We start from the raw sequence: 24,055 nt of genomic DNA, 5'->3' as shown, positions 1-24,055 counted from the left end.
GTGAGGTTTAGTTCAATTAATTTTAACGGACTGATTTCATGACGAACCCCGCCGATATCAGGACAATTTTCGGGTCAAATTTAAAAAAACTTTCAGTAGGTTACCCCTCCATCACCTACCTCGCGCAGGAACTGGGGATCAATCGCACACAGTTCAATCGATATCTGTCGGGGGAAAGCTTTCCGCGCCCCGATATTCTGGACCGGATGTGCAAGTTTTTCGACGTTGATGCGCGTGTCCTTCTGGAGCCCTTGGAAGAGATCAAGAAGATCGAACCCTCCCCGCCGGATTTCATGGGCGACTTTATCGTTTCGGGCGCGCTGGACCTGCCCGAAGCCACGTTTCCCAGTGGTTTCTACCGCTTCTCGCGTCGCAGTTTTCTTTACCCCGAGAAATTCGCCTTGGGATTGGTTATGGTTTTTCGCAGTGGCCGGCATACCTATCTGCGCGGCTACGAGGCCCCTCACGCCATGCGCATCCAAAGCCTGCCCACCCATTCGGAATTGCGCGAGTATCGCGGCGTGGTGCTGCAGCAGGAAGAAGGCATCGCCATTATCGCCTCGCGGCGCGGCGCGATGACCTCTTCGTTCAACTATCTGGGGCGGATCGCGTCGTTCAACAATAATTTCTGGGTCGGATACATCACCCGCACGGTGCCGGAAAATTCGATCGGGTTGCGAGCGACGCGGCTGGTCTATGAATACCTGCCGCAAACCCCGTCGGCCGTGTTGCAGGCCGCCCGCTTGAAGGGGCTGTGCGAGGCAAGCGATCTTGAACCCTTTCACCGCCACCTTCTGCGCACCGAATTCGCCTTTGAATGACCGCTATGTCAGCGGCGGCGGGCGCATCTGGGGCCACTGCGTTGCCGCGTGCCACTGTTGCGCCAGTTGAAGCAGCGCCGTATCGCTGCCCCGCGGTCCGATCATCTGTAGCCCCGCAGGCAGCCCCCCTGCGCCGAAACCGGCGGGGATGTTGACAACCGGCAGCCCCACCAGACCGGCAGGCACCACGACCTGCATCCAGCGGTGATAGGTATCCATGTCCCGTTCGGCGATCTGTGTCGGATGCACCTGATCAACGTCAAAGGGCCAAAGCTGCGCCGAAGGCAGCACCAGCACGTCAACCTCGTCAAACAGCGCGGTGACACGGCGATACCAATCGGACCGCGTCAGGCTGGCTTGCTGCACCTCCTGCCCCGTGAACCCGAGCCCGCGCTCGATCTCCCATTGGGCGGCGGGCTTGAGCTTGTCGCGGTTTTCCGGGTCGCGGTAGAGCGCGCCCAATCCGGCAGCAACGGCAAAAGACCGCAGCGTGGTCCAGCTGTTCCACATCGCGTCTGCGTCAAAGGGGGCTGGCACAGCGGTCACCCGATGCCCCAGGGCGACCAGTTGATCCAGGGCCGCTTTGCTGACGTCCTCGATCCCGTCTGCATAGGCGAATGCCCCGCCCCAATCGCCCAGCCACCCGATACGGCGCGCGGGCGACGGGGTGTCCATCTGCGGCAAGCTCGGCGCGGGTGACAGGCCGAGGGGTTGTTTGGGGTCCTCTCCGGTCATCGTGTCCAGCAAAGCCGCCAGATCGCGGGGGCAGCGCGCCATCGGGCCTGCCATGCTCAGCTGATGCAGGAACATATCGCCCTCTGGCTCTGCCGGTACTGTGCCCCAGCTGGGGCGCATGCCGTAGACGTTGTTCCAGCCCGCGGGGTTGCGCAGGCTGCCCATCATGTCGGAGCCGTCCGCGATGCTCAGCATCCCCGTGGCCAAAGCAGCCGCCGCCCCGCCCGAAGACCCGCCAGCCGAGCGTGTGTGGTCATAGGGGTTCCGCGTCGGGCCGTAGACGGGGTTGAACGTGTGGCTGCCCAACCCGAATTCAGGCGTGTTCGTCTTGCCAATGATGATCGCCCCCGCCGCGCGGATGCGGGCGACAAAGACGCTGTCCTTCTGGGCAATCGCACCGGCGAACAGCGGTGATCCCTTGGCGGTTGGCAAGCCTTCGGCATCGGATAAATCCTTGATCGCAATGGGAATACCGTGCAGCCATCCGACCCGAGGCGTGGCATCGGCCCGATCGGCTTCGGCCAGAAGCTCGGCCCGCGGGCGCAGCGCGACGATGGCGTTGACCGCGCCGTTCACGGCGTCGATCCGCTCTAGCGTGGCCTCCATCAAAGCACGCGCCGTCAGGCTGCCGTTCGCCAAAGCCTCCGATTGGTCCAAGGCCCCGATGTCTAGTATGTTCATGGCAGAGCCCTCCGTTCGGGGTCATAGAACGGAAGGCCGCAGCGGGATGCAAGGGGTGCCGGGAAAAGTGCTGCACGAGACAAGGCCGCCCGCGCGCAGTTGCCTGATATTTGGCCTTAGCCTTCTTGCGCCTCGGCGCGGGTCTTGCCCGACACGGCAAGCGCCAGCGCGGCCCCCATCAACCCGTCAAGGTCACCATCCAGCACCCCTTTGGTATCCGAGGTTTCAAAGTTGGTGCGCAGGTCTTTGACCATCTGGTACGGCTGCAAGACGTACGACCGGATCTGGTTGCCCCAGCCCGCATCGCCCTTGTTTTCATGGGCTTCGTTGATGGCCGCGTTGCGGCGGTCCAGCTCCATCTGATACAGCCGCGATTTCAGCGCCTTCATCGCGATGTCGCGGTTCTGGTGCTGCGATTTCTCAGAGCTGGTCACGACGATGCCGGTGGGGTGGTGCGTGATCCGCACGGCCGAGTCGGTGGTGTTTACGTGCTGACCACCGGCCCCCGAGGACCGATAGGTGTCGATGCGGATGTCGCTGGGGTTGATATCGATTTCGATGTTGTCGTCCACCACCGGATACACCCAGATAGAGGTAAAGGACGTGTGCCGTTTGGCGGCGCTGTCAAAGGGGCTGATCCGCACCAGACGGTGCACACCGGATTCCGACTTGAGCCAGCCATAGGCATTCGGGCCGCTGATCTTGTAGGTCGCCGATTTGATCCCCGCCTCTTCGCCGGGGCTTTCGGATTGCAGCTCGACCTTATAACCCTTTTTCTCGGCCCAACGGACATACATGCGCGACAGGATATTGGCCCAGTCACAGCTTTCGGTGCCGCCTGCCCCTGCGTTGATTTCAAGGAAGGTGTCATTCCCGTCGGCCTCGCCGTTCAACAGCGCTTCCAGCTCTTTCTGGGCGGCTGTCTCGGCCAGCTTTTTCAACGCGGTCTCGGCCTCTGCGATGACCTCGTCGTCGCCTTCCATCTCGCCCAGTTCGATCAGTTCGATGTTATCGGCCAGCTCTTGTTTGATGCCCTCGTAGGTGGCGATGGAATCGACCAGCGCCTGACGGTCGCGCATCAGTTTTTGCGCCGCATCGGGATCATCCCACAGATTGGGGTCTTCGACACGGGCGTTGAATTCTTCCAGACGGTATGGCGCGGTTTCGACGTCCAGACGCTGTGCCAACAGCTCCAGCGATTTGCTGATCTTATCCGCTGTATTTTGTGCATCTGCGCGCATGGTATCCTGCCTTTAAATAGATCGCGGCCCCGAATAGCCGGGGCCGCGTTTCAAATAGACCAGCGCCGCAACTTGGGCAAGCGCTGTAGAATGGGGCCGGGCCTAGTACAACCCGCCGGAGCTGATGCTGCCAAAGCTTGCCTTGGGCCCGACACGCGCCTTTTTACCGGTAGAGGTTGTGACCTCGCGCGCGCCGCCGCCGGCTTCTTCGACCAGAGGCAGATCCGCACCCATCGCAAAGCCGCCATCAAAGGTGATCCCGAACAGCGGCTCTTCGCCATCACGGAAGTATTCGGCCACAACGTTGGGACCTGCGGCGCTGTCAGACAGACGCGCACCGGTGAAGCGGTCGATCTTGATGAAGTGACCGCCGGGGGGCACTTCGAAGGGGCCGCCGCCGTATTTCTTGATCGCTTCGCTCATGAACCGCTGGAACACAGGACCACACATCCCCGCCCCATAGGCACGACGCCCCAGCGAGCGCGGATTGTCAAAACCGATATAGCAGCCCGCCACGATGTTGCTTGAGAAGCCGACGAACCAGACGTCTTTGGCATCGTTGGTGGTGCCGGTCTTGCCCGCGATTGGCACGGGCAGGTTCACCGCCCCACGCGCCGTACCGCGATCCACGACGCCCTTCATCATCGATGTCAGCTGATAGGCCGTGATCGGGTCCATCACCCGTTCGCGGTTCGAGATGATGCGCGGCCCCACACCGGGGGCCAGCGTTTCAAGCTGGCAATCGTTACAGATGCGTTGGTCGTGTTTGTAGACAGTGCGGCCATAACGGTCCTGCACACGGTCCACCAGCGTCGGCTGCACCCGTTCGCCACCATTGGCGAACATCGCATAGGCCGACACCATCTGGTAAAGCGTCGTTTCCTGCGAGCCAAGCGCGTTGGCCAGTACCGGCGAGAGGTTGTCATAGACCCCGAACCGTTCGGCATAGTCGCCAACGGTGTTCATTCCGACCTCTTGCGCCAGACGGATGGTCATGAGGTTCCGCGACTGTTCGATACCCGTCCGCAGGGGCGTCGGCCCGTAGAACTTGTTCGACGAGTTTCGCGGCCGCCACATGCCTTGGGGTGTGTTGATCTCGATCGGGGCATCCACAACGATGGTCGCAGGGGTATAGCCGCTGTCCAATGCCGCAGCATAGACAAAGGGCTTGAAGCTCGACCCCGGCTGGCGTTTCGCCTGCGTCGCACGGTTGAACACCGACGCCTGATAGGAGAAACCGCCCTGCATCGCGATCACGCGCCCTGTATTCACGTCCATTGCGACAAAGCCGCCCTGCACTTCCGGGATCTGACGCAAAGTCCAGCGGATGAACGACCCGTCACTATCCGCAGTCATGCGGCGCACCAGCACCACGTCGCCGACCTCAAGCAGGTCAGCGGGCACTTGGGCGCGGTTGCCGAGCTTGCCGTTCTCAAGACGTTTGCGCGCCCATTGGACATCCTTGGCGGGGATGAAATGACCGTCCGCGTCCTCATCCACGCCTTCGATCCCGATGCGGGCGGCGTCATTGGTCAGGCTCAGCACCACGGCGGGATACCACGGGTTTTCCAGATCAACGTCACGTGGCACACGGGTGTCCGACAGCGCTTCGCGCCAATCCGCCTCGGTGGTCAGCTTTTCGGGCGCGATCTTCTTGCCGGTGCCGCGGTAGATACCGATGCCGCGATCATATTCCTCAAGCTGCTGCTGCAAGGATTGTGCGGCAATGGGCTGCATCTCGTTGTCGATGGTGGCACGCACGGTCAGACCGCCGGTAAAGAATTCGCCCTCGCCAAAGTTCTCGGACAGTTGGCGGCGGATTTCATCGGTAAAGTAATCGCGCGGCGGCAGTTCGGCCTTGAAGCTTTCAAAGTCCCCGTTCTGCACCGATCGCAAGGGCTGTGCGACCTCGGTCTCGTAGACGGCGGGGGTGATATAGCCGTTTTCCTTCATCTCGCGCAGCACGAAGTTCCGGCGTGCCAGCAACCGGTCCTTGCGGCGCACGGGATGATAATCAGATGGTGCTTTGGGCAGCGAGGCAAGGAACGCAGCCTCATGCGGGGCCAGCTCCCCCAATGTCTTGTTGAAATAGGTCTGCGACGCGGCGGCCACACCGTAGGAGTTCTGGCCCAAGAAGATCTCGTTCAGATAAAGTTCAAGGATCTTTTCCTTGGGCAGCGTTTCCTCAAGCCGTGCGGCGAGGATGATTTCCTTGATCTTCCGTTCAGCCCGACGGTCGCCGGACAGAAGAAAGTTCTTCATCACCTGCTGCGTGATGGTCGATGCACCGCGCACATCCTTGCCCCTTGTGCGCACCGCATCTACAGCCGCCGCCCCGATGCCGCGCAGGTCATAGCCTTCGTGAGTATAAAAGTTTTTGTCCTCGGCCGAGATGAAGGCCTGTTTGATCAGCGGCGGGATCGTGTTGGCCGGCGCGAACAGGCGGCGTTCCTTGGCGAATTCGTCGATCAACCGCCCCTGCCCCGAATAAATCCGGCTGATCGTCGGGGGCGTGTATTGCGCAAGGGATTCGTGGCTGGGCAGATCGCGGCCATACATCCAGAACACCGCGCCGATGGTCAGCGCGACCATACCGATGCTCATGGTGAGGGTGGTAAAAATACCCCCGAAGAAAGACAGGATCAAACGAAACACGGCTGGCAGTTCCTTGCAAGGAGGGTTGGTGACCCGTCTATACGCAACCCTGCGGGAATCGTCAAAACACGATGCAGTGGCCCTGTGCGGTAACCCGCGCAACACCTAGAGGGGCGTTCGGGTGCGGTTTACTGGCGAATCAAGGGCTTGAGCGCGGCATCCGCGTCGCGCCACTTGGCGATGGAATCCGCAATCGCCGACACCATGACCGCCCGCCAGATCGGGTCTCGCAGATTGGCAAGATCACGCTTCGAGCTGAGGAACCCGATTTCGATCAGGACCGAGGGGATGTCAGCCGATTTCAACACCGAAAAGCCCGCGTTGCGCAGCGGGTGGCGGTTCATCGGACCGCCGGCGGCTTTCATGCCTTCAACCAGCACTTTAGCGGCGGCAACCGACCGCGGCTCTGTCTCTTGGCGGGCAAGATCAAGCAGCACGCTGGCGACCTCGTCATCCGATCCGGTCAGGTCGGCCCCTGCGATAATATCGGCGCGGTTGTGGCGTGCGGCCAGATGGTCGGTGGCAGTATCGCTGGCGTCGTCCGACAGCGTATAGACCGTCGCCCCCTTTGCGCCGCCGTGCTGCAAACTGTCCGCATGGAGCGAGATGAACAGATCGCCTTCGGCCTGATGCGCAATGGCGACGCGGGTTTCGAGCGCGACAAAATGATCCGTGTCACGGGTCATCACCACATCGACCCCGTCGCGCACCAATGTATCGCGCAGCGCTTGGGCAAAGGACAGCATCAGGTCTTTTTCCAGGATACCATCTGTCTCTGCCCCCGGATCAACGCCCCCGTGACCGGGGTCCAGCACCACGCGAAACGGCACCTCTTTCAGGTCGGCAACCGCCTTGGGCGGTGCGGCCAGCGCCATGGTCCACGCCGGATCAACGGGCGCACCGGCGGCGGCGGCAAATTCCTCGGGGGTGACGGATGTCAACGCGATCTCAAGCGTGGCGTGACCGGAGCCCTTGTTGACCGGCATCCCGATCTCGCGCGGGATCATCGGTTCGGCCAGATCCGCGACAAGCCGCGACCAACCGGGCTGGAACGGGCCAAAGCGCAGACCGGTAATCCGTCCGGGTTCAGGCAGCAGGTCTTTGGTGTTCACACCGCTCCAGTCGGCCTCGCGGAAGTCGACCACCAGCCGCGCCGGATCATCCAGCAAGAACACCCGAAACGGCACCCCCTGGCTCAGCCCAAGCGTCAGCGTCGTGCCCCCGAACCAACCATCCGAGATGGCGCTTTTGTTAGGGTCCACGCGTGCCAGCGCGGTCAGATCCTGCGCGGACGCTGGCAAGGACAGCGCGCAAACCGTTGCGATAATGGGAAGAATACGCATGCCTGTCACCGTTCTGCTCGGGGTGGTTGCGGCAGGTATAGCACCCCGCCGCAACCCGAGCCAGCCTTTCAGCGGGCCGCCATATAGGTCTTGAGCCGCCCCAGCCCCTCGGCAATATCCTGGGTGCTGCGCGCATAGGAAAACCGCAGCCAGCGATGCCCGCGCACCGGATCGAAATCGAGCCCCGGGGTCACGGCCACACCCGCCTTGTCCAGAATATCCCGCGCCAATGCGCGGCTGTCATCCGTCAGCTCGGACACATCGGCGTAGACATAGAAAGCCCCGTCGGGGGGCGCGAACCGAGTGAAGCCCGCCTCGCGCAGGCCGGTGATCATCATCGCGCGGTTGGCGCGGTAGACATCCATATTCGCCTCAAGCTCATCGGTGCAATCCATCGCGGCAAGGGCGGCGACCTGACTGGCGTGGGGGGCGCAGATGAACATGTTTTGCGCGATCCGTTCGACCACCCGCACGTGATCCTCTGGCACAACCATCCAGCCGACACGCCAACCGGTCATAGAGAAATACTTGGAAAACGAATTGATGACATAGACATCATCGGTGATCTCAAGCGCGGTCACGGCCTTTTTCTCGTATTCGATGCCGTGGTAAATCTCGTCCGAGATGAAGGATGCCCCCTGCGCTTTCGTCGCGTCGATCAGCGCGGACATGGCAGCGTGATCCAGCATCGTGCCCGTCGGGTTGCCCGGCGACGCCACCAACAACCCCTGCAGGTCCATGCCCGCGAAATCCGCAGGCACCGGCTGCAAGCGGTTGCCAAGCGAGGTGGGCAGATCGACGGGGGCAAGGTCCAGCGCCTTGAGGATCTGGCGGTAGCTGGGATACCCCGGTGCCCCGATGCCAACGCGGTCCCCGGTATCAAAGAGCGAGGTAAACGTCAGGATAAACCCGCCCGACGAGCCAGAGGTGATGACCACGCGGTTCGGGTCCAGATCGACATTGTACCACTCCCCGTACATCCGCGCGATCCGCTGGCGCAGCGCAGGCAGCCCCAATGCGACGGTATAGCCAAGCGCGCCCTGCTCCATCGCGGCGGTCAATGCGGTGCTGGCCCCTTTGGGCGCGCCCGTGCCGGGTTGGCCAACCTCCATATGGATGATGTGGCGACCCTCCGCCTCGGCGGCGGCGGCGGCCTGCATCACATCCATCACGATAAAGGGATCGACCTGAGATCGGGTTGAAATGCGCATGGGCTTGATCCTACTGTTGAGCCCGAACCTTTCACCGCACCCCGCCGGTGCCGTCAACCCTTGTGCGCGCTGGCAAAATCGCGCACCACCCTTGCAACCGGTGCCTGCACCCCTGCGCAACAACAAGCGAGTGACCCTGATGAAAAAGCTGATCGCCCCCGCCCTAGTGGCCCTTTCCCTGACAGCCCCCGCCCATGCGATGGACCTGACCGAACTGACCGATGCCGAACGCGCGCAATTCCGCGCCGAGGTCCGCGCCTATCTGATGGAAAACCCCGAAGTGATCATGGAAGCGGTGAACCAGCTGCAGGCCCGTCAGGCCGAAGCACAGGCGCAGGCGGATTTCACGCTGGTGTCCGACAATGCTGCCGCGATCTTTGACGACGGCTATTCCTATGTCGGTGGCAACCCCGAAGGCGACATGACCATCGTAGAGTTCATGGACTACCGCTGCGGCTACTGCAAAAAAGCGTTCTCCGAGGTTGAAAAGCTGGTCAATGGCGACGGCAACATCCGCTTTATCGTGAAAGAACTGCCGATTCTGGGCGAACAATCCATGGTCGCCTCGCGCTTTGCCATCGCAACCAAGATCGTTGCGGGGGACGAGGCCTATAAATCCGTGCATGACGCCTTGATGAGCTTTAACGGCGACATCACCCCGACGTCGCTGGGACGCTTGGCCAACAGCTTTGATCTGGATGCCGAGGCCATTCAGGAAAAGATGGACAGTGCCGAAGTCACCGCCGAGATCGAAAAGACCCGCGCGCTGGCACAAACGCTGCAGATTTCCGGCACACCGACCTTTGTGATGCAGGACGAACTGCTGCGCGGCTATCTGCCTTACGACCAGATGAAAGCCATTCTGGAAGAAAAACGCGGCTAAGATGCGACTGGCATTGGCTTGTTGCGTGGCGGCCTTCCCGGTGGCCGCGCAGACCGACTTTGGCGCGCTGACCCAAGCAGAACGGCGCGCCTTGGGGGAAGAAGTGCGGGCGTTGCTTGTGGCAGAGCCCGAGCTTGCAGCACCCGCTGTGGCCCCCCGCAACTATGCTGCCGAAGCCTATCAAGAGAAGGCGCAGGCGGATCTCGCGCTTATCGCATCCCTGACAGATCAAGTATTAGCCGGAGCGCCGATTGCGTTGTTTACCGGCGACGACTGCGCAGACTGCGGTCGGGCGCTGGCGGAATTAGAGGCGATAACAGATACATATAGCATTATCTTCACGCACCACATGATGTCTGATCCTGCCAGCGCCGCCCTTGCGGCACAGCTTGGCATGACCGAGCCTCCCTTCTACGTGATGGCAGACCGCATCTTGCGTGGCCATATGCCCGACATCGTGCTGCGGCGGTATCTGGCCCCGTAACGCCTAGAGAAACCGCTGATGATAGCGCACCATGCGTTTGAAATGCGCATCAAGCGACCGCTTGAGATGCGGGGCCTCTTTCACGTTGAGGATATAATCGACCAGCAAGTCATACTGTTTGATCTGGCGCGGCAGCCGGTTTGACGGGGTCAGGCGCGACTGTCGTTCCTCTTCGTCGATGACCTGCACAACCTGCTTTTCCGGCCAGTCGAACAGCGGCGCATCGACCACCATCGCCTTGCCGTTCATCAACGGCAATTCAGCGTCGTAATGGGCAAAGATCGCGCGTTCCAGCGGTTCTACCTCTGCCTTGGTCGCCACCGGCCAGGCCCAGACAAAGGCGATCTCCCACACGTCGATCTGACGGTTGGCAATCACGTCGGACCGCGCCGATGTCAGATGCCGGCGCACCCGCGTGCGGATACCATCAACCGACTGGCCCACATAAATCGGGTTGCCGTCCAGATCACAAAGCGCATAGACGCCGATCTGATTGGTCAGCGCCGCCAGTGCCTTGCCCCGAAACGCCTGCGCCGCGTTCACGCGACGGCCCCCAGTGACTGACGCTCAAGCAGTGGCGCGAACAACACCTCGTCGAGATAGCGCACGACAGGCACGGCAACCCCATCCCCCGCCACGCGGTAGGCGTTGTTGTAGGTGTCGGGCATCTTGTAGCTGTCCGGCAACCCCATCAGCCGCGCCACCTCGCGCGAGGAGACAAGCCGGGCCTTGGTCTGGTTGCCCTTGATAAACATCAGGATCTGCCGCGAGGACCCGCCCGCAGGGGTCCGCAAGCAGCCCGCAATCCCGTCGGTGCGCAGCTCTGCCCGTTGACGCACATTCCCATCCGCATCGGGGCGCCCGCGTTTATAAATCGTGCCCACCACCGTACGCCCCGCCTTGCGCGCCACGCGCAGCCGTTCAAGGCTGGGGGGCGACATCAGCGTCAGCAGACGGTCGGTATCCGCCGCACTGAACCAAGGCATGGTGGCACGCCGTTCAAGCACGCGCTCAAGCGCCTGTTCGTCGGCGGGGGCGTCCCCCAATTTCCACCAGACCCAGTTGGATCGGACCGGCCGTGCGGCGGAGGCGAGAAATTTTTGCAGCTTCTTGCCGTGGAAGACATGGGACGGTTTCGGCACCGTCAGCCCCGAGATGTCGATATCCTCGCGCACGCACACAACGAACAGACGCGGCCGGCTTTGCGGCAGGAAACGCCGCGCGTCGATCTCGAGCGCGCCGACCTTGTAACCAAGCCGCACAAAGGTCGCGAGTACGGTGTTCATATCCGCGCCACCATTGCGCGACACCAACCCGACGACGTTTTCAAAGGCGATGATACGCGGCGCAAAGCCTGCTTTTATGGCCGTAGCGATCTTGTCGGCCCAATGGGCAAAGACACCGCTGCGCGCGCCGCCCAAGCCCCGCCCCTTGCCCGCAAGGCTGAAATCCTGACAAGGGCTCGACGCCCAATACATATCGATCTGACGCGTCAGAAAGTCATCGGGCATGGCCGCGATATCGCCCTGATGCAATGCCGCCTGCCCCCAATTCTGGGCATAGACCTTGCATTTCATCGCGTCGATATCATTGGCCAGCACGCAATCCCAGCGGTCCTGCAATGCCGCGCGCACCATGCCACCGCCGCAGAAAAACTCGGCGTACGTCGGGGTCTTGGCGGCGTGATCAGGCATATCTATTGATATGGAATACGCAAATATCTGTCGATGGCAAATGCGCCGCTTGGGGCAAAGTCACTCGGCTGCTTGCTCGGCCGCTTGGGTCTCTGCCTCGATGGCGGCGGCGCGGGCTTCGACCTGTTCGACGATGTGATCGATCATCGCGTCATTGCCCAGCTTATGGCTTTGCTTGCCCGCAAGATAGACCATGCCCGACCCGTTGCCCCCGCCGGTAAAGCCCACATCCGTCATCAGCGCCTCACCGGGGCCATTGACGACGCAGCCGATGATGCTCAGGCTCATCGGGGTCTTGATATGCTCCAGCCGTTGTTCCAGCGCCTCGACGGTCTTGATCACGTCAAAGCCCTGCCGCGCGCAGCTGGGGCAGCTGATGATGTTCACACCACGGTGACGTAGACCAAGGGATTTCAGGATCTCGTAGCCGACCTTGACCTCTTCCACGGGGTCCGCAGACAGGGACACTCGGATCGTGTCACCGATGCCCATCCACAATAGATTGCCCAGGCCGATGGCCGATTTGATCGTGCCCGAGGTCAGCCCGCCAGCCTCGGTGATGCCAAGGTGGATCGGAGCATCCGTCGCCTCGGCCAACTGCTGGTAGGCAGCGGCGGCCATGAAGACGTCAGAGGCTTTGCAGCTGATCTTGAATTCGTGGAAATCATTGTCTTGCAGGATCTTGATGTGATCCATCCCGCTTTCGACCATCGCATCGGGGCATGGCTCGCCGTATTTCTCAAGCAGGTGACGTTCCAGCGATCCAGCATTCACGCCGATGCGGATCGAACAATTATTGTCCCGCGCGGCTTTGATCACCTCTTTTACGCGCTTTTCATCGCCGATATTGCCCGGGTTGATCCGCAGACAAGCGGCCCCCGCCTCGGCGGCTTCGATCCCGCGTTTGTAGTGGAAATGGATATCCGCCACGATCGGCACCGATACCTCGCGCACGATCTCTTTCAGCGCCTTGGAGCTTTCGACATCCGGCACCGACACACGCACGATATCGGCCCCCACATCGGCAGCGGCCTGAATCTGCGCAATGGTCGCTTTGACATCCGTCGTCAGCGTGTTCGTCATCGTCTGCACCGTGATCGGCGCATCGCCCCCGACCGGCACATTCCCCACCATGATCTGACGGGACTTCCGGCGGTAAATGTTGCGCCACGGGCGAATGTGATTGAGGGACATGCAAAGCTACCTTTGGCAATGAAACAGTCGAAGGGTCTGTCAGGTTCGGTTCGCCCTACACCTATTCAGCCCGTCGCGTTGTTGCAATGGTATCCGGCTTATTCCGTCGGCGAAGTCGCCGCATTCTTCAGCTCGGCCACCATTGTCGCGAGCGCGGAATTCTCTTCCAGTACGGCTGGCTCGTAAAGCTCCGCCAGCGCCTGACGGTGCAGCGGCAGGTTGGACGTCACAGCCCCACGATCGCCCACAGGCCCGAAGTACTGCCCATCCATCGCGAAATACAGCGCGCCGGATTCGCCGGTGCGCAGCGTCGGGGGCTCTTCGGTGGCGGGGATATCCCAGCTGTCGCCCTTGTTCATGATGCCTTCAAAGATAACCTTGCCATCTGCGGCGCGTACACGCACCCAGGACGGATAGGCTGCAACCATACGCAGCTGCGGCGCGGGCCCTTCGACCACCTGCGGCACGGCACCCGGCAGTACCTCGGGCGTATCCCGTTGGACTACGGTGTTTTCAGCGGTGCGCAGCGCATCTCCGACGGCAGGCGAAGGCGAGGTCGAGGCAAAGCTGCCGATACTGCGCGGATCAATCGAGGAAATCGGCGCATCCCGGGCCACCAGAACAGGTACATCCAGTGCAGCAGGACGATAAAGCCGGTCCAGCGCATCAGAGCGTGGCGTCGCCATCGCGGTCGGCGCATCGGGGTCTTCTGTCGTTTCGGGGGCAGAGGCAAGCGCGCCTTGCAGCGGATCGAGGTCAGACAGCACAACAGGGGTTTCATCCACCGGAGAGACCTGCACGCGCTGCACTTCTTTCAGAACGCTCCACCCGCCATAGCCGATCCCGCCAATCAAAGCGACGAGCACCAGCAGCGAACCCAAAGCACCGGGCTCTATTCGCGCCAGAAGGGAATCACCGACGGGTGTGAAGGGCGTCGCAGGGCGGGCAAAAATATCGCTCTCGCCATTGCGGGTCATCCGTTCTTCGCGGGTGGGCTTTTTGACGACCGACGCTTTAGAAGACATGCCATGCGCCACGGCAAAACCGGATTCAGCACAGAAGGCCGCGAACGCCTTGTCCGGGTCCATGTTCAGATAGCGCGCATAAGACCGCACGTAACCGGCAATAAATCCAGGTGTATCAAAGGCTTCCGGGTCGGCGTTTTCGATGGCGGCAATGTAGGACGCCTTGATCCGAAGCTCGCGTTGGACATCCAGCAGGGATTTACCAAGCGTCGCGCGTTCACCGCGCATCAGGTCACCAAGGCGCAAGTCGAACGCGTCGAAACCTTTGGCTTCAACTTGCTCGTTATCTGCCGACTTGGAAGACCACCGCCCAATCATAAAAATGTCCCGTAGCTATGCCCGCTGCCCTTAATCGAAACAACATGTTGATTCGAGATTAAGCTTTTCTTTCGATATCGGTAGCATAAATCAACGGACTATACGAAATATTCGGGGTCACCCCGCCATTTCGGCACGATTCAGCGCACAATGGGACCACAAAGCGTCCATCGCGTGGACCAGCCCTTCGATTTCCAGCGGGCCATGTACGGGCGACGGGGTAAAGCGCAAACGCTCTGTCCCGCGGGGCACGGTGGGGAAGTTGATCGGCTGCACATAGATGCCGTGATCCTCTAGCAGGCGATCCGACAGAATCTTGGTGTGTACGGGGTTTCCGACAATCACAGGGACGATATGGCTGCCGTGATCAATAATCGGCAGACCCAACCCCTTGAGCCGCAGTTTCAGCACCTTGGCCTGCTGCTGGTGCTTCTCGCGCAGTTCGGGCGCGGTCTTGAGGTAGGCGACCGAGGCCGCAGCACCGGCGGCAACCGCTGGCGGCAGGGACGTGGTAAAGATGAAACCCGGCGCGTAAGACCGGATGGCATCGCACATCTTGGCCGAGGCCGCGATATAGCCCCCCATCACACCGTAGGCCTTGGCAAGCGTCCCGTTGATGATATCCAGCCGGTGCATCAGGCGATCACGCTCGGCAACCCCTGCCCCACGCGGGCCGTACATCCCCACGGCGTGGACCTCGTCGATATAGGTCAGCGCGCCGAATTCATCGGCAATGTCGCAAATCGCCTCGATCGGGCCGAAATCGCCATCCATCGAGTAAATCGATTCAAAGGCGATCAGCTTGGGTGCGGCGGGATCATCGGCGGCCATAAGCGCGCGCAGGTGCTCCACGTCGTTATGGCGGAAGATACGCTTGGCCCCGCCATTGCGGCGGACCCCTTCAATCATCGACGCGTGGTTCAGCTCGTCGGAATAGATGATAAGACCGGGAAACAACTTGGGAAGCGTGCTGAGCGTCGCGTCATTGGCGATATAGGCGCTGGTGAACAGCAACGCGGCTTCCTTACCGTGCAGATCCGACAGCTCTTCCTCAAGACGTTTGTGGTAAATCGTGGTGCCCGAGATATTGCGCGTCCCGCCCGACCCTGCACCTGTCGCATCAAGTGCTTCGTGCATCGCGGCCAGAACGACAGGGTTTTGCCCCATCCCTAGGTAATCATTCCCGCACCAGACGGTGATATTCTTCTCTTGCCCGTCGGGTTGGGTCCAGACAGCGTGGGGGAATTGACCATTGCGGCGTTCAATGTCGATAAAGGTGCGGTAGCGACCTTCCTCGTGCAGCCGGTCAATCGCCTGATCAAGCTGTTTGGTATAGTCCATTGCGCCTTGCTCCTTCGTCGGTGGCGGGACCAGCAAAGGCAACCGGATCATTCGCCATATTCGTGCTTTAGAATGAATATAGTTTAGAGCCATTCAATTCAATGCCTTAATAGGAACCGATTGTCGCAGGTGCCGCCGCGGGGCGCGTCGCATCGCGGTCGGATGTCGCGCATCGGAAACCTGCACGCTGTCCCGCTTGGGTCAAAGGCCTGATTCTCAAGCGATTCTCACGCGGTATGGCGCGCAAGCTGCGGCCACCTCGGGCGGACCACTGGACACGGCCAAGCGCGCTGATACGGTCGCGGCAATCTTCACCCTGACTGAAAGGTTTACCCCCATGTCCCTACCCGACGTATTGGCACGGATCGATCATGATCTGGATGCGGCCACCGACCGGCTGCTCGATCTGCTGCGCATCCCCTCCATCTCGACTGACCCCGCGTTCAAGGAAGACTGCGACCGCGCCGCCGATTGGCTGGTCGAAGATCTGAACAGCATCGGCATCAAGACCACCAAACGCCCCACCCCCGGTCACCCGATGGTGGTGGGCCATGTGGACGGCCCCGCCGACAAGCCGCATATCCTGTTCTACGGTCACTATGACGTCCAGCCTGTCGATCCGCTGAACCTGTGGCACCGCGATCCCTTTGATCCTGCCGTCGAGGACACTGCAAAAGGCCGCGTGATCCGCGGACGCGGTGCCGCAGATGACAAGGGCCAGCTGATGACCTTTGTCGAGGCGCTGCGCGCGTGGAAAGCGGTCAATGGCGATTTCCCCTGCCGCATGACCTTCTTCTTCGAGGGCGAGGAAGAATCAGGCTCCCCGTCGCTGGTACCCTTTATGGAAGAGAATGCAGACGAGCTGCGCGCCGACTATGCGATGATCTGCGACACGGGCATGTTCCAATCCAAGGTGCCGTCAATCGTAACGATGCTGCGCGGCTTGATGGGCGAAGAGGTCACCATCACCGGCCCTGATCTTGATCTGCACTCTGGCATGTACGGCGGCGTGTCGATGAACCCCGCGCGCGTCCTGTCCAAGGTCATCGCCTCCCTGCATGATGACACGGGCCGCATCACGGTGCCCGGTTTCTACGACGGGGTGCCAGAACTGCCCGACGATATTCAGGCGCAGTGGCAAGGGCTTGCCTTTGATCATGACAGCTTCCTTGGCGATGTGGGCCTGTCGAAACCCGCCGGCGAACAGGACCGTATGCCGATCGAGATGATCTGGTCGCGCCCCACGTGCGAGGTCAACGGCATGTGGAGCGGATACACAGGTGCCGGTTTCAAGACCGTGCTGCCCTCGCAGGCCCACGCCAAGATCAGCTTCCGTCTGGTGGGCACCCAGGACCCGCACGTCATCCGCGAAAGCTTTCGCAAGATGGTAACAGACATGATGCCCGAGGACTGCGAAGCGACGTTCCACGCCCACGGGTCGAGCCAAGGATCGGTCTTCGAGACCACCGCCCCCGCATTCGAAGATGCCCGCAAAGCGCTGACCGATGAATGGAATGTCCCCGCCGCCTATGTCGGATGTGGCGGATCGATTCCCATTGCGGGGCATTTCCAGAAAATTCTGGATACCACGCCGGTCCTGATCGGATTCGGCAAAGACGACGACGCCATCCACTCCCCGAACGAGAAATACGACCTCGAAAGCTTCCACAAGGGAATCCGAAGCTGGGCACGTATTCTGGATGCGATGACGTAAGCAAACGGGCGGGCCTAGCGGCCCGCTTTTCCCTTTTTAGGACGAGGTAAATCAGAAATCTAAAAAGGGAGAAGTGGCGCGGTTGACGGGGCTCGAACCCGCGACCCCCGGCGTGACAGGCCGGTACTCTAACCAGCTGAGCTACAACCGCGCAGTAAGGGCGGAATAAGATAACCAGCGCAGAGCGTCAAGCGATTAACCGCAGAAAACTACAAAGAATTTTGGAAATTTTCATCGCCGCATTTTGCGCATGAATCAGCACCCGAAATCCCCTGCCCTAGGCGGAAATCAGGGGTCTGAACGCACAAGCAAACCACGCCCCGAAGGGCGTGTGCTTGTTATCAAAATATCTGATAAAATGCAGCGGTGGCGCGGTTGACGGGGTTCGAACCCGCGACCCCCGGCGTGACAGGCCGGTACTCTAACCAACTGAGCTACAACCGCCCACTGCGTACTTCGTCGTTGCCGTCGAAGCGTTTGGTGGTGATAGGGTTTGCTCGCGATGGCGTCAAGCGGGGTTTTGCATGGATCGGCAGGAAAATTGAAATTTTCTTTGATCCGCCGTCAGACGCCCTGCCCGACCCACCTTGCGCCCAAGAAAAAACCCGCGCTTTGGGGCGCGGGCTCGGCTTATTTGTCGGAGTATGTGCCCCAGACGTGATCACTGGGCGCTGGCGGCATATCCTTGGTCTGATGCAGCCGGTGCAAATTCACCTTGGCGATGAAATTGCCGGTAATGGGGGCTGTGACGAACAAGAACGCCATTACCAGTATCTCGTGCAGGGACCCTGTGCCGGAGACGAAAGAATAGATCATCGCCGCCATCAGCAGCGACCCCACGCCCAGTGTCGAGGCTTTGGTCGGTGCGTGCAGACGGGACATGCAGTTGTCCAGCTTGATCAGGCCGATGGAACCGACAAGGGTAAAGAACCCGCCCACAATCAGCAGGGCCGAGATGATGATTTCGGGGATTAGGGGTAGATCACTCAATGATATCACCTCGCAGCACAAAGCGCGCGATGGCCACGGTCGACACAAAGCCAAGCATGGCAAAGATCATCGCACTTTCAAAATAGATGTCGGTGCCCAAACGCATCCCCAGCAGGATGATCAGGGCAATCGCATTCACCACCATCGTATCCAGCGACAGGATACGGTCGCCGGTATTGGGGCCTTTCAACAACCGCAGCATCGCCAGAAGCTGCGAGACCGCGACAGCGACAAAGGCGATATTCAATGCAATCAGAATCATTCGAAAATCTCCTTCAGGCGACGCTCGTAGCGCTGTTTGATATCGTCACGCACCGCGTCAGGGTTTTCAGCATCCAGCGCATGGACCAGCAAGGCTTTCCCGTCTTCGGACACATCCGCCGACACCGTACCGGGCGTTAGGGTGATTGTCCCCGCCAGCATGGTGATCGCCTCGGGGGTGCGCAGTTCTAGCGGGATGACGACCCAGGCGGGGCGCATGTTCTTGTTGGACTTGAACAGGACGATCATCGCGACCACGACGTTGGCGACCAGAATATCCCACATGACCATGATCAGATAGCCCAGAAGCTTGACCGGTTTCGCGACCGGCGGGCGGTCAGGCCAATAGGCCGCGGTGGCAATCGGGATCAGCAGCCCCAGAATGACACCAAAGACAATTGTGCCAAGTTTGATTTCATTGACCAGCAGACACCAGGCAATCGCGAGGATCGCTGTCAGCATCGGGTGCGGAAGCAGTCGGGACAACATATCAGTGATCCTTTTCTGGTGCGGCGGCATCCTCTGCGCCGTGGTCCTCTGTCGCATCGGCTGATCCCTCGGCGTCGCCGTGGTCATCCTCTGCGTGATGGTCCGTGATCTCTTTACCCGGCGTGGTCAGGACCACCGCAAGATAGCGTTCGGGGTTGAACAGTTGGGCAGCGGTCGCATTCAGCACGCGGGTCATGGGCCCCGCCGCAACGGTCAGCGCGACAAGCAGGGCGAGCAGCCCGCCAATGGCCACCATCGGCAAAACGCCCTGTCCCTCTGCCACGACCGGTGCCTCATCACCCTCGGCAGGTTCTGGGGCGGACTGGTGCGCTTTCCAGAAAATCTGGCTCCCCGCGCGGGAGAAACCGACAACCGCGATCAGCGATCCGACAAGGATCACACCCCAGACCCACCACATCAGGTCAGCGCTGCGTGCAGCGTCAAGGATCAGCAGTTTGCCCAGAAAGCCCGAGAGCGGCGGCAGACCGGTCATGGCGATCGCCGCGACAAAGAACATACCCGCGACAAGCGCCCCACCTGCCAGCGGCGGCGCATCGACAAAGGACACCTCGGCCGCGCCGCGACGGCTGCGGATCACGTCGATCAGCAAGAACAATGCTGCGGCGGCAAAGGTGGAATGGATCGCATAATAAAGGGCGGCGGAAATTCCGGCGGGGGTAAAGACCGACACGGCAGCCAGCAGCATGCCCATCGACCCGATCACCGAGAACGCGACCATGCGGTCGGCCCTTTTGGCCCCCAACACGCCCGCCATACCAAGTGCGACGGTCAGCAGCGCGGCAGGCATCAGCCAGACATCAAACAGCCCCTGCGTGATCTCAAGATCGGGGGGGAAAACCAGCGTGTAGAACCGGATGATACAATAGGCCCCGACCTTGGTCATGATCGCGAACAGCGCCGCCACGGGGGCCGGTGCCTCGCTATAGCTGGCGGGCAGCCAGAAATGCAGCGGCAGGATCGCGGCCTTGACCGCAAAGACCAGCAGCAACAGCACCGCCGCAACGCGAATACCCGCACCATCACCCGCATCAAGCGTCGCCACGCGCATCGCCAGATCGGCCATGTTCAGCGTGCCTGTCTCGGCATAGATCGTACCAAGGGCAAAGAGGAACAGGGTCGAGCCCAGCAGGTTATACAGCACATATTGCGTCCCCGCGCGCAGACGCCGTTGCCCGCCCGCGTGGATCATCAACCCGTAAGAGGCGATCAACAACACTTCGAAGAAAACGAACAGGTTGAAGGCGTCGCCGGTCAGGAAGGCGCCCAATATCCCCATAAGCTGGAATTGGAACAGCGGATGGAAATGCCGCCCGCGGTTATCCCAGCCCGACCCGATCGCATAAAGCAGCACCGGCACGGCCAGCACACAGGTCAGCAGGACCATCAGCGTCGACAGACGATCCGCGACCAGCACGATACCAAAAGGGGCCGCCCAGTTGCCAAGCTGGTACAGGCTGACCGTCCCGTCGGAGGCCTGCCAGAACAGCCCAAGCGCCAGTGCCAGCAACCCCAGCGTGCCCGTAACGGACAGCACCCGTTGGATCAGGAGATGATAGCGCGCGGCCAGCACCATGAACGCCGCCAGCATGGCTGGCAGAACGATCGGAAGAATAAGCCAATGGGTCATGCCGGGCCTCCTCCGCGTGGAGAGGGTTCTGCGGTATCGGCTCCGGCCAGCGTGTCGGGTTCGTTGACCAGATCATCGCCCGCGCTGAGGTAGGACCCGACCGCGATCATCACGACCACGGCTGTCATCCCAAAGGAGATCACGATCGCCGTCAGCACCAGCGCTTGGGGCAGCGGATCGGTATAGACCTCGACCCCGTCGCGCAGGATCGGCGGGGCGTTCAGCGCCAGCCGCCCGGAGGCGAACAGGAACACATTGACCGCATAGCTGATCAGCGAGGTGCCGATGATCACGGGAAAGGTACGCAAACGCAGGATCAGATAGATCCCGGCAGCGGTGAGAACGCCAATGGCGGACGCGACTAAAAGCTCCATATCAGGTCTCCGTCTCGGTTTTCGGTTCATCCCGTGACGGGTCGATATCCATTGCATGTTCGCTTTCCTCGATGCCGGCGCGACGGCCCAACCGCGAGAAACTTTCAAGCGACAGCATCACCGCGCCGACAACGGCGAGGAAGACCCCAAGGTCAAAGCCCATAGCGGTGGCGAGCTCGAATTTCTCCATCGGGGGGATGCGGAAGTAGCCAAAGGCAGAGGACAGGAACGGCGCACCGGCAAACCACGCACCGATACCGGTCAGACCAGCGCAAAGCACCCCTGCCCCGATGATCCCGTGGTAATGATAGCGCTGGCGCTTGTCCGCCCAGGCAAAGCCGCTGGCCATATATTGCATCACGACCGCGATCGCGACCACCAGACCGGCGACAAAACCACCGCCCGGTTCGTTGTGACCCCGCAGGAAGATATAGACACCGACCAGCAGAACGACAGGCATCAACACGCGTGTCAGCACCACCATCATCAGCGGATGCGCATCGCCTGCGCGCTCTTCCTCATAGCCACGGTTCAGTAGACGCGCGCGCACTGGGCCAGACATCAGCGCCTCTGTCAGGGCATAGATGACCAGCGCGGCGATCCCCAGAACGATGATCTCGCCAAAGGTGTCGAAGCCACGGAAATCCACGAGGATCACGTTGACCACATTGGTGCCGCCGCCGCCTTTATAGGAATTGGCAAGGTGGTAGTCAGCGATAGAGGCAATCGGGAAATCCGACATCAGGATCGAATAGATCAGGCCGGCTGCCGCCAGCCCTGCCACGACCGATACCACGATATCGCGGCTGCGGTGCAGAATGGTGCTTTCCTTAGGTGTGCTGTTGGGCATGAAGTTGAGCGCCAGCAACAACAGGACAATTGTCACCACCTCGACCGAGATCTGCGTGAGCGCCAGATCGGGGGCCGAGAAATAGTTGAACCCGACCGATACCATCAAGCCGATGATCCCCATCAGGATCAGAACCGCCAGACGGTTGCGATGTACCGTCACAAGGAAACCCGTCGCGATCATCAGCATCAGCCAACCGGCAAAGCCGACGGGCGTGATGGGCAGCATCTCGCGCGCGGGGGCGCCATCGGTGCCGGTAAACCACGCATGCGCCCCGATGGCGACGACGGCGGTCACGAAGACGGCAGCGTAGCGGGTAAAGGACCCGTTGTGCAGCCGCTCCGATACCAGACCGGCAAGACCCACGGCCGCGGCGATGATACGGTCAAAGATATCTTTGGCCTCGGGGCGCGGTGTGGCGGCCCAAAGACGCGCCAACGGGCCGAAGGCGGCGAGCAGCAGCAAACCACCCACCACAGCAATCGCCGACATGCCGAGCGCGGGCACGAAGCCGTGCCACAGCTTGATATGCGCGCTTGGCATCTCGGCGGCAGAGCCGATGACAGCTTGGGTCACGGTGCGCACAAAGGGTTCAGCCAGGAACGGTGCCACACCGATCACGATCACGGGGATGATCAGCAAAGCCGGGGAAATCCACAGGCCAAACTCGGGGTCGTGGGGTTTGGCGGGGTAATCGTTCCGCTCTTTGCCCAGGAAGGTATGCGCAATAAACCGGAAGCTATACGCGGCCGAGAAAAGCGCGCCGAGCGTTGCCACTGCCGCCACCAGATAGGGCGAGCCGAACAGCGTGGTGTGCAGCGCCTCTTCCAGCATCATCTCTTTGGACAGGAACCCGTTGAGCAGTGGAATACCCGCCATCGACAATGCGGCCAACGTGGCAATCGCAAAAGTGATCGGCATCAGACGGCGCAAGCCCCCCAGTCGGGTCATATCGCGGGTGTGGACCGCATGATCCACGATGCCGGCGCTCATGAACAAGGCGGCCTTAAAGCTCGCGTGGTTCAGAATGTGGAACACCGCCGCCATCGCCCCAAAAGAGGTGCCCGTGCCCAGCAGGAAGGTGATCAGTCCCAGATGCGACACGGTGGAAAACGCCAACAGCGCCTTGAGGTCGTTCTTGAAAATCGCGATCAGCGCGCCAAGCACCATCGTGATCAACCCGGCAGAGCAGACCAGCACGATCCAGATTTCAGTGCCCGACAGCACCGGCCACATGCGCGCCATCAGGAACAGCCCCGCCTTCACCATCGTGGCAGAGTGCAGATAGGCCGACACAGGCGTCGGGGCCGCCATCGCGTGCGGCAGCCAGAAGTGGAAAGGGAACTGAGCGGATTTGGTGAAACAGCCCAGCAGGATTAGGATCAGCGCAGGCAGATACAACGGCGACGCTTGGATCAGCTCGCGGTTCTCAAGGATTACGGTCAGGTCATAGCTGCCCACAATCTGCCCCAGCAGCAGCATGCCACCGATCATCGCCAGACCGCCCATCCCCGTCACGGTCAGGGCCATACGCGCGCCTTGGCGCCCTTCGGGCAGATGCTTCCAGAACCCGATCAGCAAGAAGGACGACAGCGACGTCAGCTCCCAGAAAATGAGCAACATCAAGATGTTATCCGCCAGGACGATCCCGACCATCGCGCCTTGGAACAGCAGCAGATAGGTAAAGAACGCGCCCATATTGTCGTCACGCGACAGGTAGAACCGCGCATAAAGGATGATCAGCATCCCGATGCCAAGGATCAGACCCGCGAACATCAACCCCAGCGGATCGAGGAACAGGTTCACATTCAACCCCAGCTGCGGCAGCCACGAAAGGCTGGCGGTCACGACCTCGCCTGCAAGAACGGCCGGTGCATGTGTCGCAAGGCCGATCGCGGCGCAGGCCGTCACCAGAAAGGTCACCAAAAAGCAGCTTTGACGGCCTGCCTGATACATCAGGCCGGGCAGCAAGGCGCCAAGAAACGGGAGGGCTATAATCAGGAACAAAGACATGGCCGCAACTATGTCATGAGCCACGCCAAAACGACCAGCCCTCTTTTCGCAAATTGCGATGGAAAAATACGGATTTATGAGGGCTTCTTG

Annotated in this window: 20 protein-coding genes and 2 tRNA genes; 4 read left to right on the top strand and 18 right to left on the bottom strand. The window is 60.9% G+C overall.

Annotation, left to right across the window (positions count from 1 at the left end; translation table 11 throughout):
- Positions 1 to 38: 38 nt before the first annotated feature.
- Positions 39 to 821, top strand: a complete 783-nt coding sequence (locus tag AADW22_RS09115; protein WP_260002313.1) for a helix-turn-helix domain-containing protein — start codon at positions 39 to 41, stop codon at positions 819 to 821.
- Between the two features lie 3 nt (positions 822 to 824).
- Here AADW22_RS09115 and AADW22_RS09110 read toward each other — a convergent pair whose 3' ends face one another.
- The 5 genes from AADW22_RS09110 to AADW22_RS09090 all read right to left on the bottom strand — a co-directional run bounded on the left by AADW22_RS09110 (position 825) and on the right by AADW22_RS09090 (position 8,687).
- Positions 825 to 2,237, bottom strand: a complete 1,413-nt coding sequence (locus tag AADW22_RS09110) for an amidase (RefSeq protein WP_407473555.1) — start codon at positions 2,235 to 2,237, stop codon at positions 825 to 827.
- Positions 2,238 to 2,353: 116 nt separating this feature from the next.
- Complete coding sequence (gene prfB, locus AADW22_RS09105; RefSeq protein WP_009826942.1) at positions 2,354 to 3,478, bottom strand: peptide chain release factor 2; 1,125 nt, start codon at positions 3,476 to 3,478, stop codon at positions 2,354 to 2,356.
- 102 nt (positions 3,479 to 3,580) lie between these two features.
- The gene (locus tag AADW22_RS09100; protein WP_064215743.1) at positions 3,581 to 6,133 is read right to left on the bottom strand and encodes a penicillin-binding protein 1A; all 2,553 of its coding nucleotides are present in this window, start codon (positions 6,131 to 6,133) and stop codon (positions 3,581 to 3,583) included.
- Between the two features lie 128 nt (positions 6,134 to 6,261).
- Entirely contained in the window at positions 6,262 to 7,476 is a 1,215-nt protein-coding gene (locus AADW22_RS09095; RefSeq protein WP_306284805.1) for an N-acetylmuramoyl-L-alanine amidase, read from the bottom strand.
- 68 nt (positions 7,477 to 7,544) lie between these two features.
- Positions 7,545 to 8,687, bottom strand: a complete 1,143-nt coding sequence (locus AADW22_RS09090) for a pyridoxal phosphate-dependent aminotransferase (RefSeq protein WP_407473554.1) — start codon at positions 8,685 to 8,687, stop codon at positions 7,545 to 7,547.
- A 139-nt stretch (positions 8,688 to 8,826) separates the two neighbouring features.
- On the opposite strand from AADW22_RS09090, the gene AADW22_RS09085 reads away from it, so the two are divergent.
- On the top strand, positions 8,827 to 9,570 hold the full coding sequence (locus tag AADW22_RS09085) for a DsbA family protein (protein ID WP_037945007.1): 744 nt from the start codon (positions 8,827 to 8,829) through the stop codon (positions 9,568 to 9,570).
- Position 9,571: 1 nt separating this feature from the next.
- A complete protein-coding gene (locus AADW22_RS09080; RefSeq protein WP_407473553.1) occupies positions 9,572 to 10,054 on the top strand; it encodes a disulfide bond formation protein DsbA in 483 nt (160 codons plus the stop codon).
- Positions 10,055 to 10,057: 3 nt separating this feature from the next.
- Here the strand turns inward: AADW22_RS09080 and AADW22_RS09075 are convergent, their stop codons facing one another.
- From AADW22_RS09075 to hemA, 5 genes are all read right to left on the bottom strand, one after another.
- The gene (locus AADW22_RS09075) at positions 10,058 to 10,597 is read right to left on the bottom strand and encodes a GIY-YIG nuclease family protein (protein WP_289086247.1); all 540 of its coding nucleotides are present in this window, start codon (positions 10,595 to 10,597) and stop codon (positions 10,058 to 10,060) included.
- Complete coding sequence (locus tag AADW22_RS09070) at positions 10,594 to 11,748, bottom strand: DNA cytosine methyltransferase (protein WP_304951289.1); 1,155 nt, start codon at positions 11,746 to 11,748, stop codon at positions 10,594 to 10,596. The genes AADW22_RS09075 and AADW22_RS09070 overlap by 4 nt, the downstream gene beginning before the upstream one ends.
- Before the next feature lie 60 nt (positions 11,749 to 11,808).
- Positions 11,809 to 12,942 carry a flavodoxin-dependent (E)-4-hydroxy-3-methylbut-2-enyl-diphosphate synthase gene (ispG, locus tag AADW22_RS09065; RefSeq protein WP_074635003.1) on the bottom strand — a complete coding sequence of 378 codons (1,134 nt, stop codon included), beginning with the start codon at positions 12,940 to 12,942 and terminating at the stop codon, positions 11,809 to 11,811.
- 98 nt (positions 12,943 to 13,040) lie between these two features.
- Positions 13,041 to 14,285: a helix-turn-helix domain-containing protein gene (locus AADW22_RS09060; RefSeq protein WP_180827627.1), complete on the bottom strand. Its 1,245-nt coding sequence runs from the start codon at positions 14,283 to 14,285 to the stop codon at positions 13,041 to 13,043.
- A gap of 117 nt (positions 14,286 to 14,402) precedes the next feature.
- Complete coding sequence (gene hemA / locus AADW22_RS09055; RefSeq protein ID WP_005853267.1) at positions 14,403 to 15,626, bottom strand: 5-aminolevulinate synthase; 1,224 nt, start codon at positions 15,624 to 15,626, stop codon at positions 14,403 to 14,405.
- Positions 15,627 to 15,963: 337 nt separating this feature from the next.
- On the opposite strand from hemA, the gene AADW22_RS09050 reads away from it, so the two are divergent.
- A complete protein-coding gene (locus AADW22_RS09050) occupies positions 15,964 to 17,340 on the top strand; it encodes a M20/M25/M40 family metallo-hydrolase (protein WP_037944162.1) in 1,377 nt (458 codons plus the stop codon).
- Between the two features lie 74 nt (positions 17,341 to 17,414).
- Here AADW22_RS09050 and AADW22_RS09045 read toward each other — a convergent pair.
- The 8 genes from AADW22_RS09045 to AADW22_RS09010 all read right to left on the bottom strand — a co-directional run bounded on the left by AADW22_RS09045 (position 17,415) and on the right by AADW22_RS09010 (position 23,965).
- Positions 17,415 to 17,491 (bottom strand) — tRNA-Asp (locus tag AADW22_RS09045).
- Between the two features lie 216 nt (positions 17,492 to 17,707).
- Positions 17,708 to 17,784: transfer RNA gene (locus tag AADW22_RS09040), tRNA-Asp, on the bottom strand.
- A gap of 186 nt (positions 17,785 to 17,970) precedes the next feature.
- Positions 17,971 to 18,330 (bottom strand): Na+/H+ antiporter subunit G, encoded by a 360-nt coding sequence (locus AADW22_RS09035; protein WP_005853264.1) that lies wholly within the window; start codon positions 18,328 to 18,330, stop codon positions 17,971 to 17,973.
- Entirely contained in the window at positions 18,323 to 18,592 is a 270-nt protein-coding gene (locus AADW22_RS09030) for a K+/H+ antiporter subunit F (protein WP_005853262.1), read from the bottom strand. Before AADW22_RS09030 ends, AADW22_RS09035 begins: the two co-directional genes overlap by 8 nt.
- A complete protein-coding gene (locus tag AADW22_RS09025) occupies positions 18,589 to 19,080 on the bottom strand; it encodes a Na+/H+ antiporter subunit E (protein WP_005853260.1) in 492 nt (163 codons plus the stop codon). The genes AADW22_RS09030 and AADW22_RS09025 overlap by 4 nt, the downstream gene beginning before the upstream one ends.
- Before the next feature lies 1 nt (position 19,081).
- Complete coding sequence (locus AADW22_RS09020; RefSeq protein WP_288397039.1) at positions 19,082 to 20,728, bottom strand: monovalent cation/H+ antiporter subunit D; 1,647 nt, start codon at positions 20,726 to 20,728, stop codon at positions 19,082 to 19,084.
- Positions 20,725 to 21,102 carry a Na+/H+ antiporter subunit C gene (locus tag AADW22_RS09015; RefSeq protein ID WP_005853256.1) on the bottom strand — a complete coding sequence of 126 codons (378 nt, stop codon included), beginning with the start codon at positions 21,100 to 21,102 and terminating at the stop codon, positions 20,725 to 20,727. Before AADW22_RS09015 ends, AADW22_RS09020 begins: the two co-directional genes overlap by 4 nt.
- 1 nt (position 21,103) lies before the next feature.
- Positions 21,104 to 23,965 (bottom strand): monovalent cation/H+ antiporter subunit A, encoded by a 2,862-nt coding sequence (locus AADW22_RS09010; RefSeq protein WP_407473552.1) that lies wholly within the window; start codon positions 23,963 to 23,965, stop codon positions 21,104 to 21,106.
- Between the last annotated feature and the right edge of the window lie 90 nt (positions 23,966 to 24,055).

The sequence above is a fragment of the Sulfitobacter sp. PM12 genome, assembly GCF_045586035.1.
GTDB lineage: Bacteria > Pseudomonadota > Alphaproteobacteria > Rhodobacterales > Rhodobacteraceae > Sulfitobacter > Sulfitobacter pontiacus.
The sequence above is the reverse complement of the archived record's forward strand: the minus strand, read 5'-3'. Positions and strand labels throughout refer to the sequence as shown.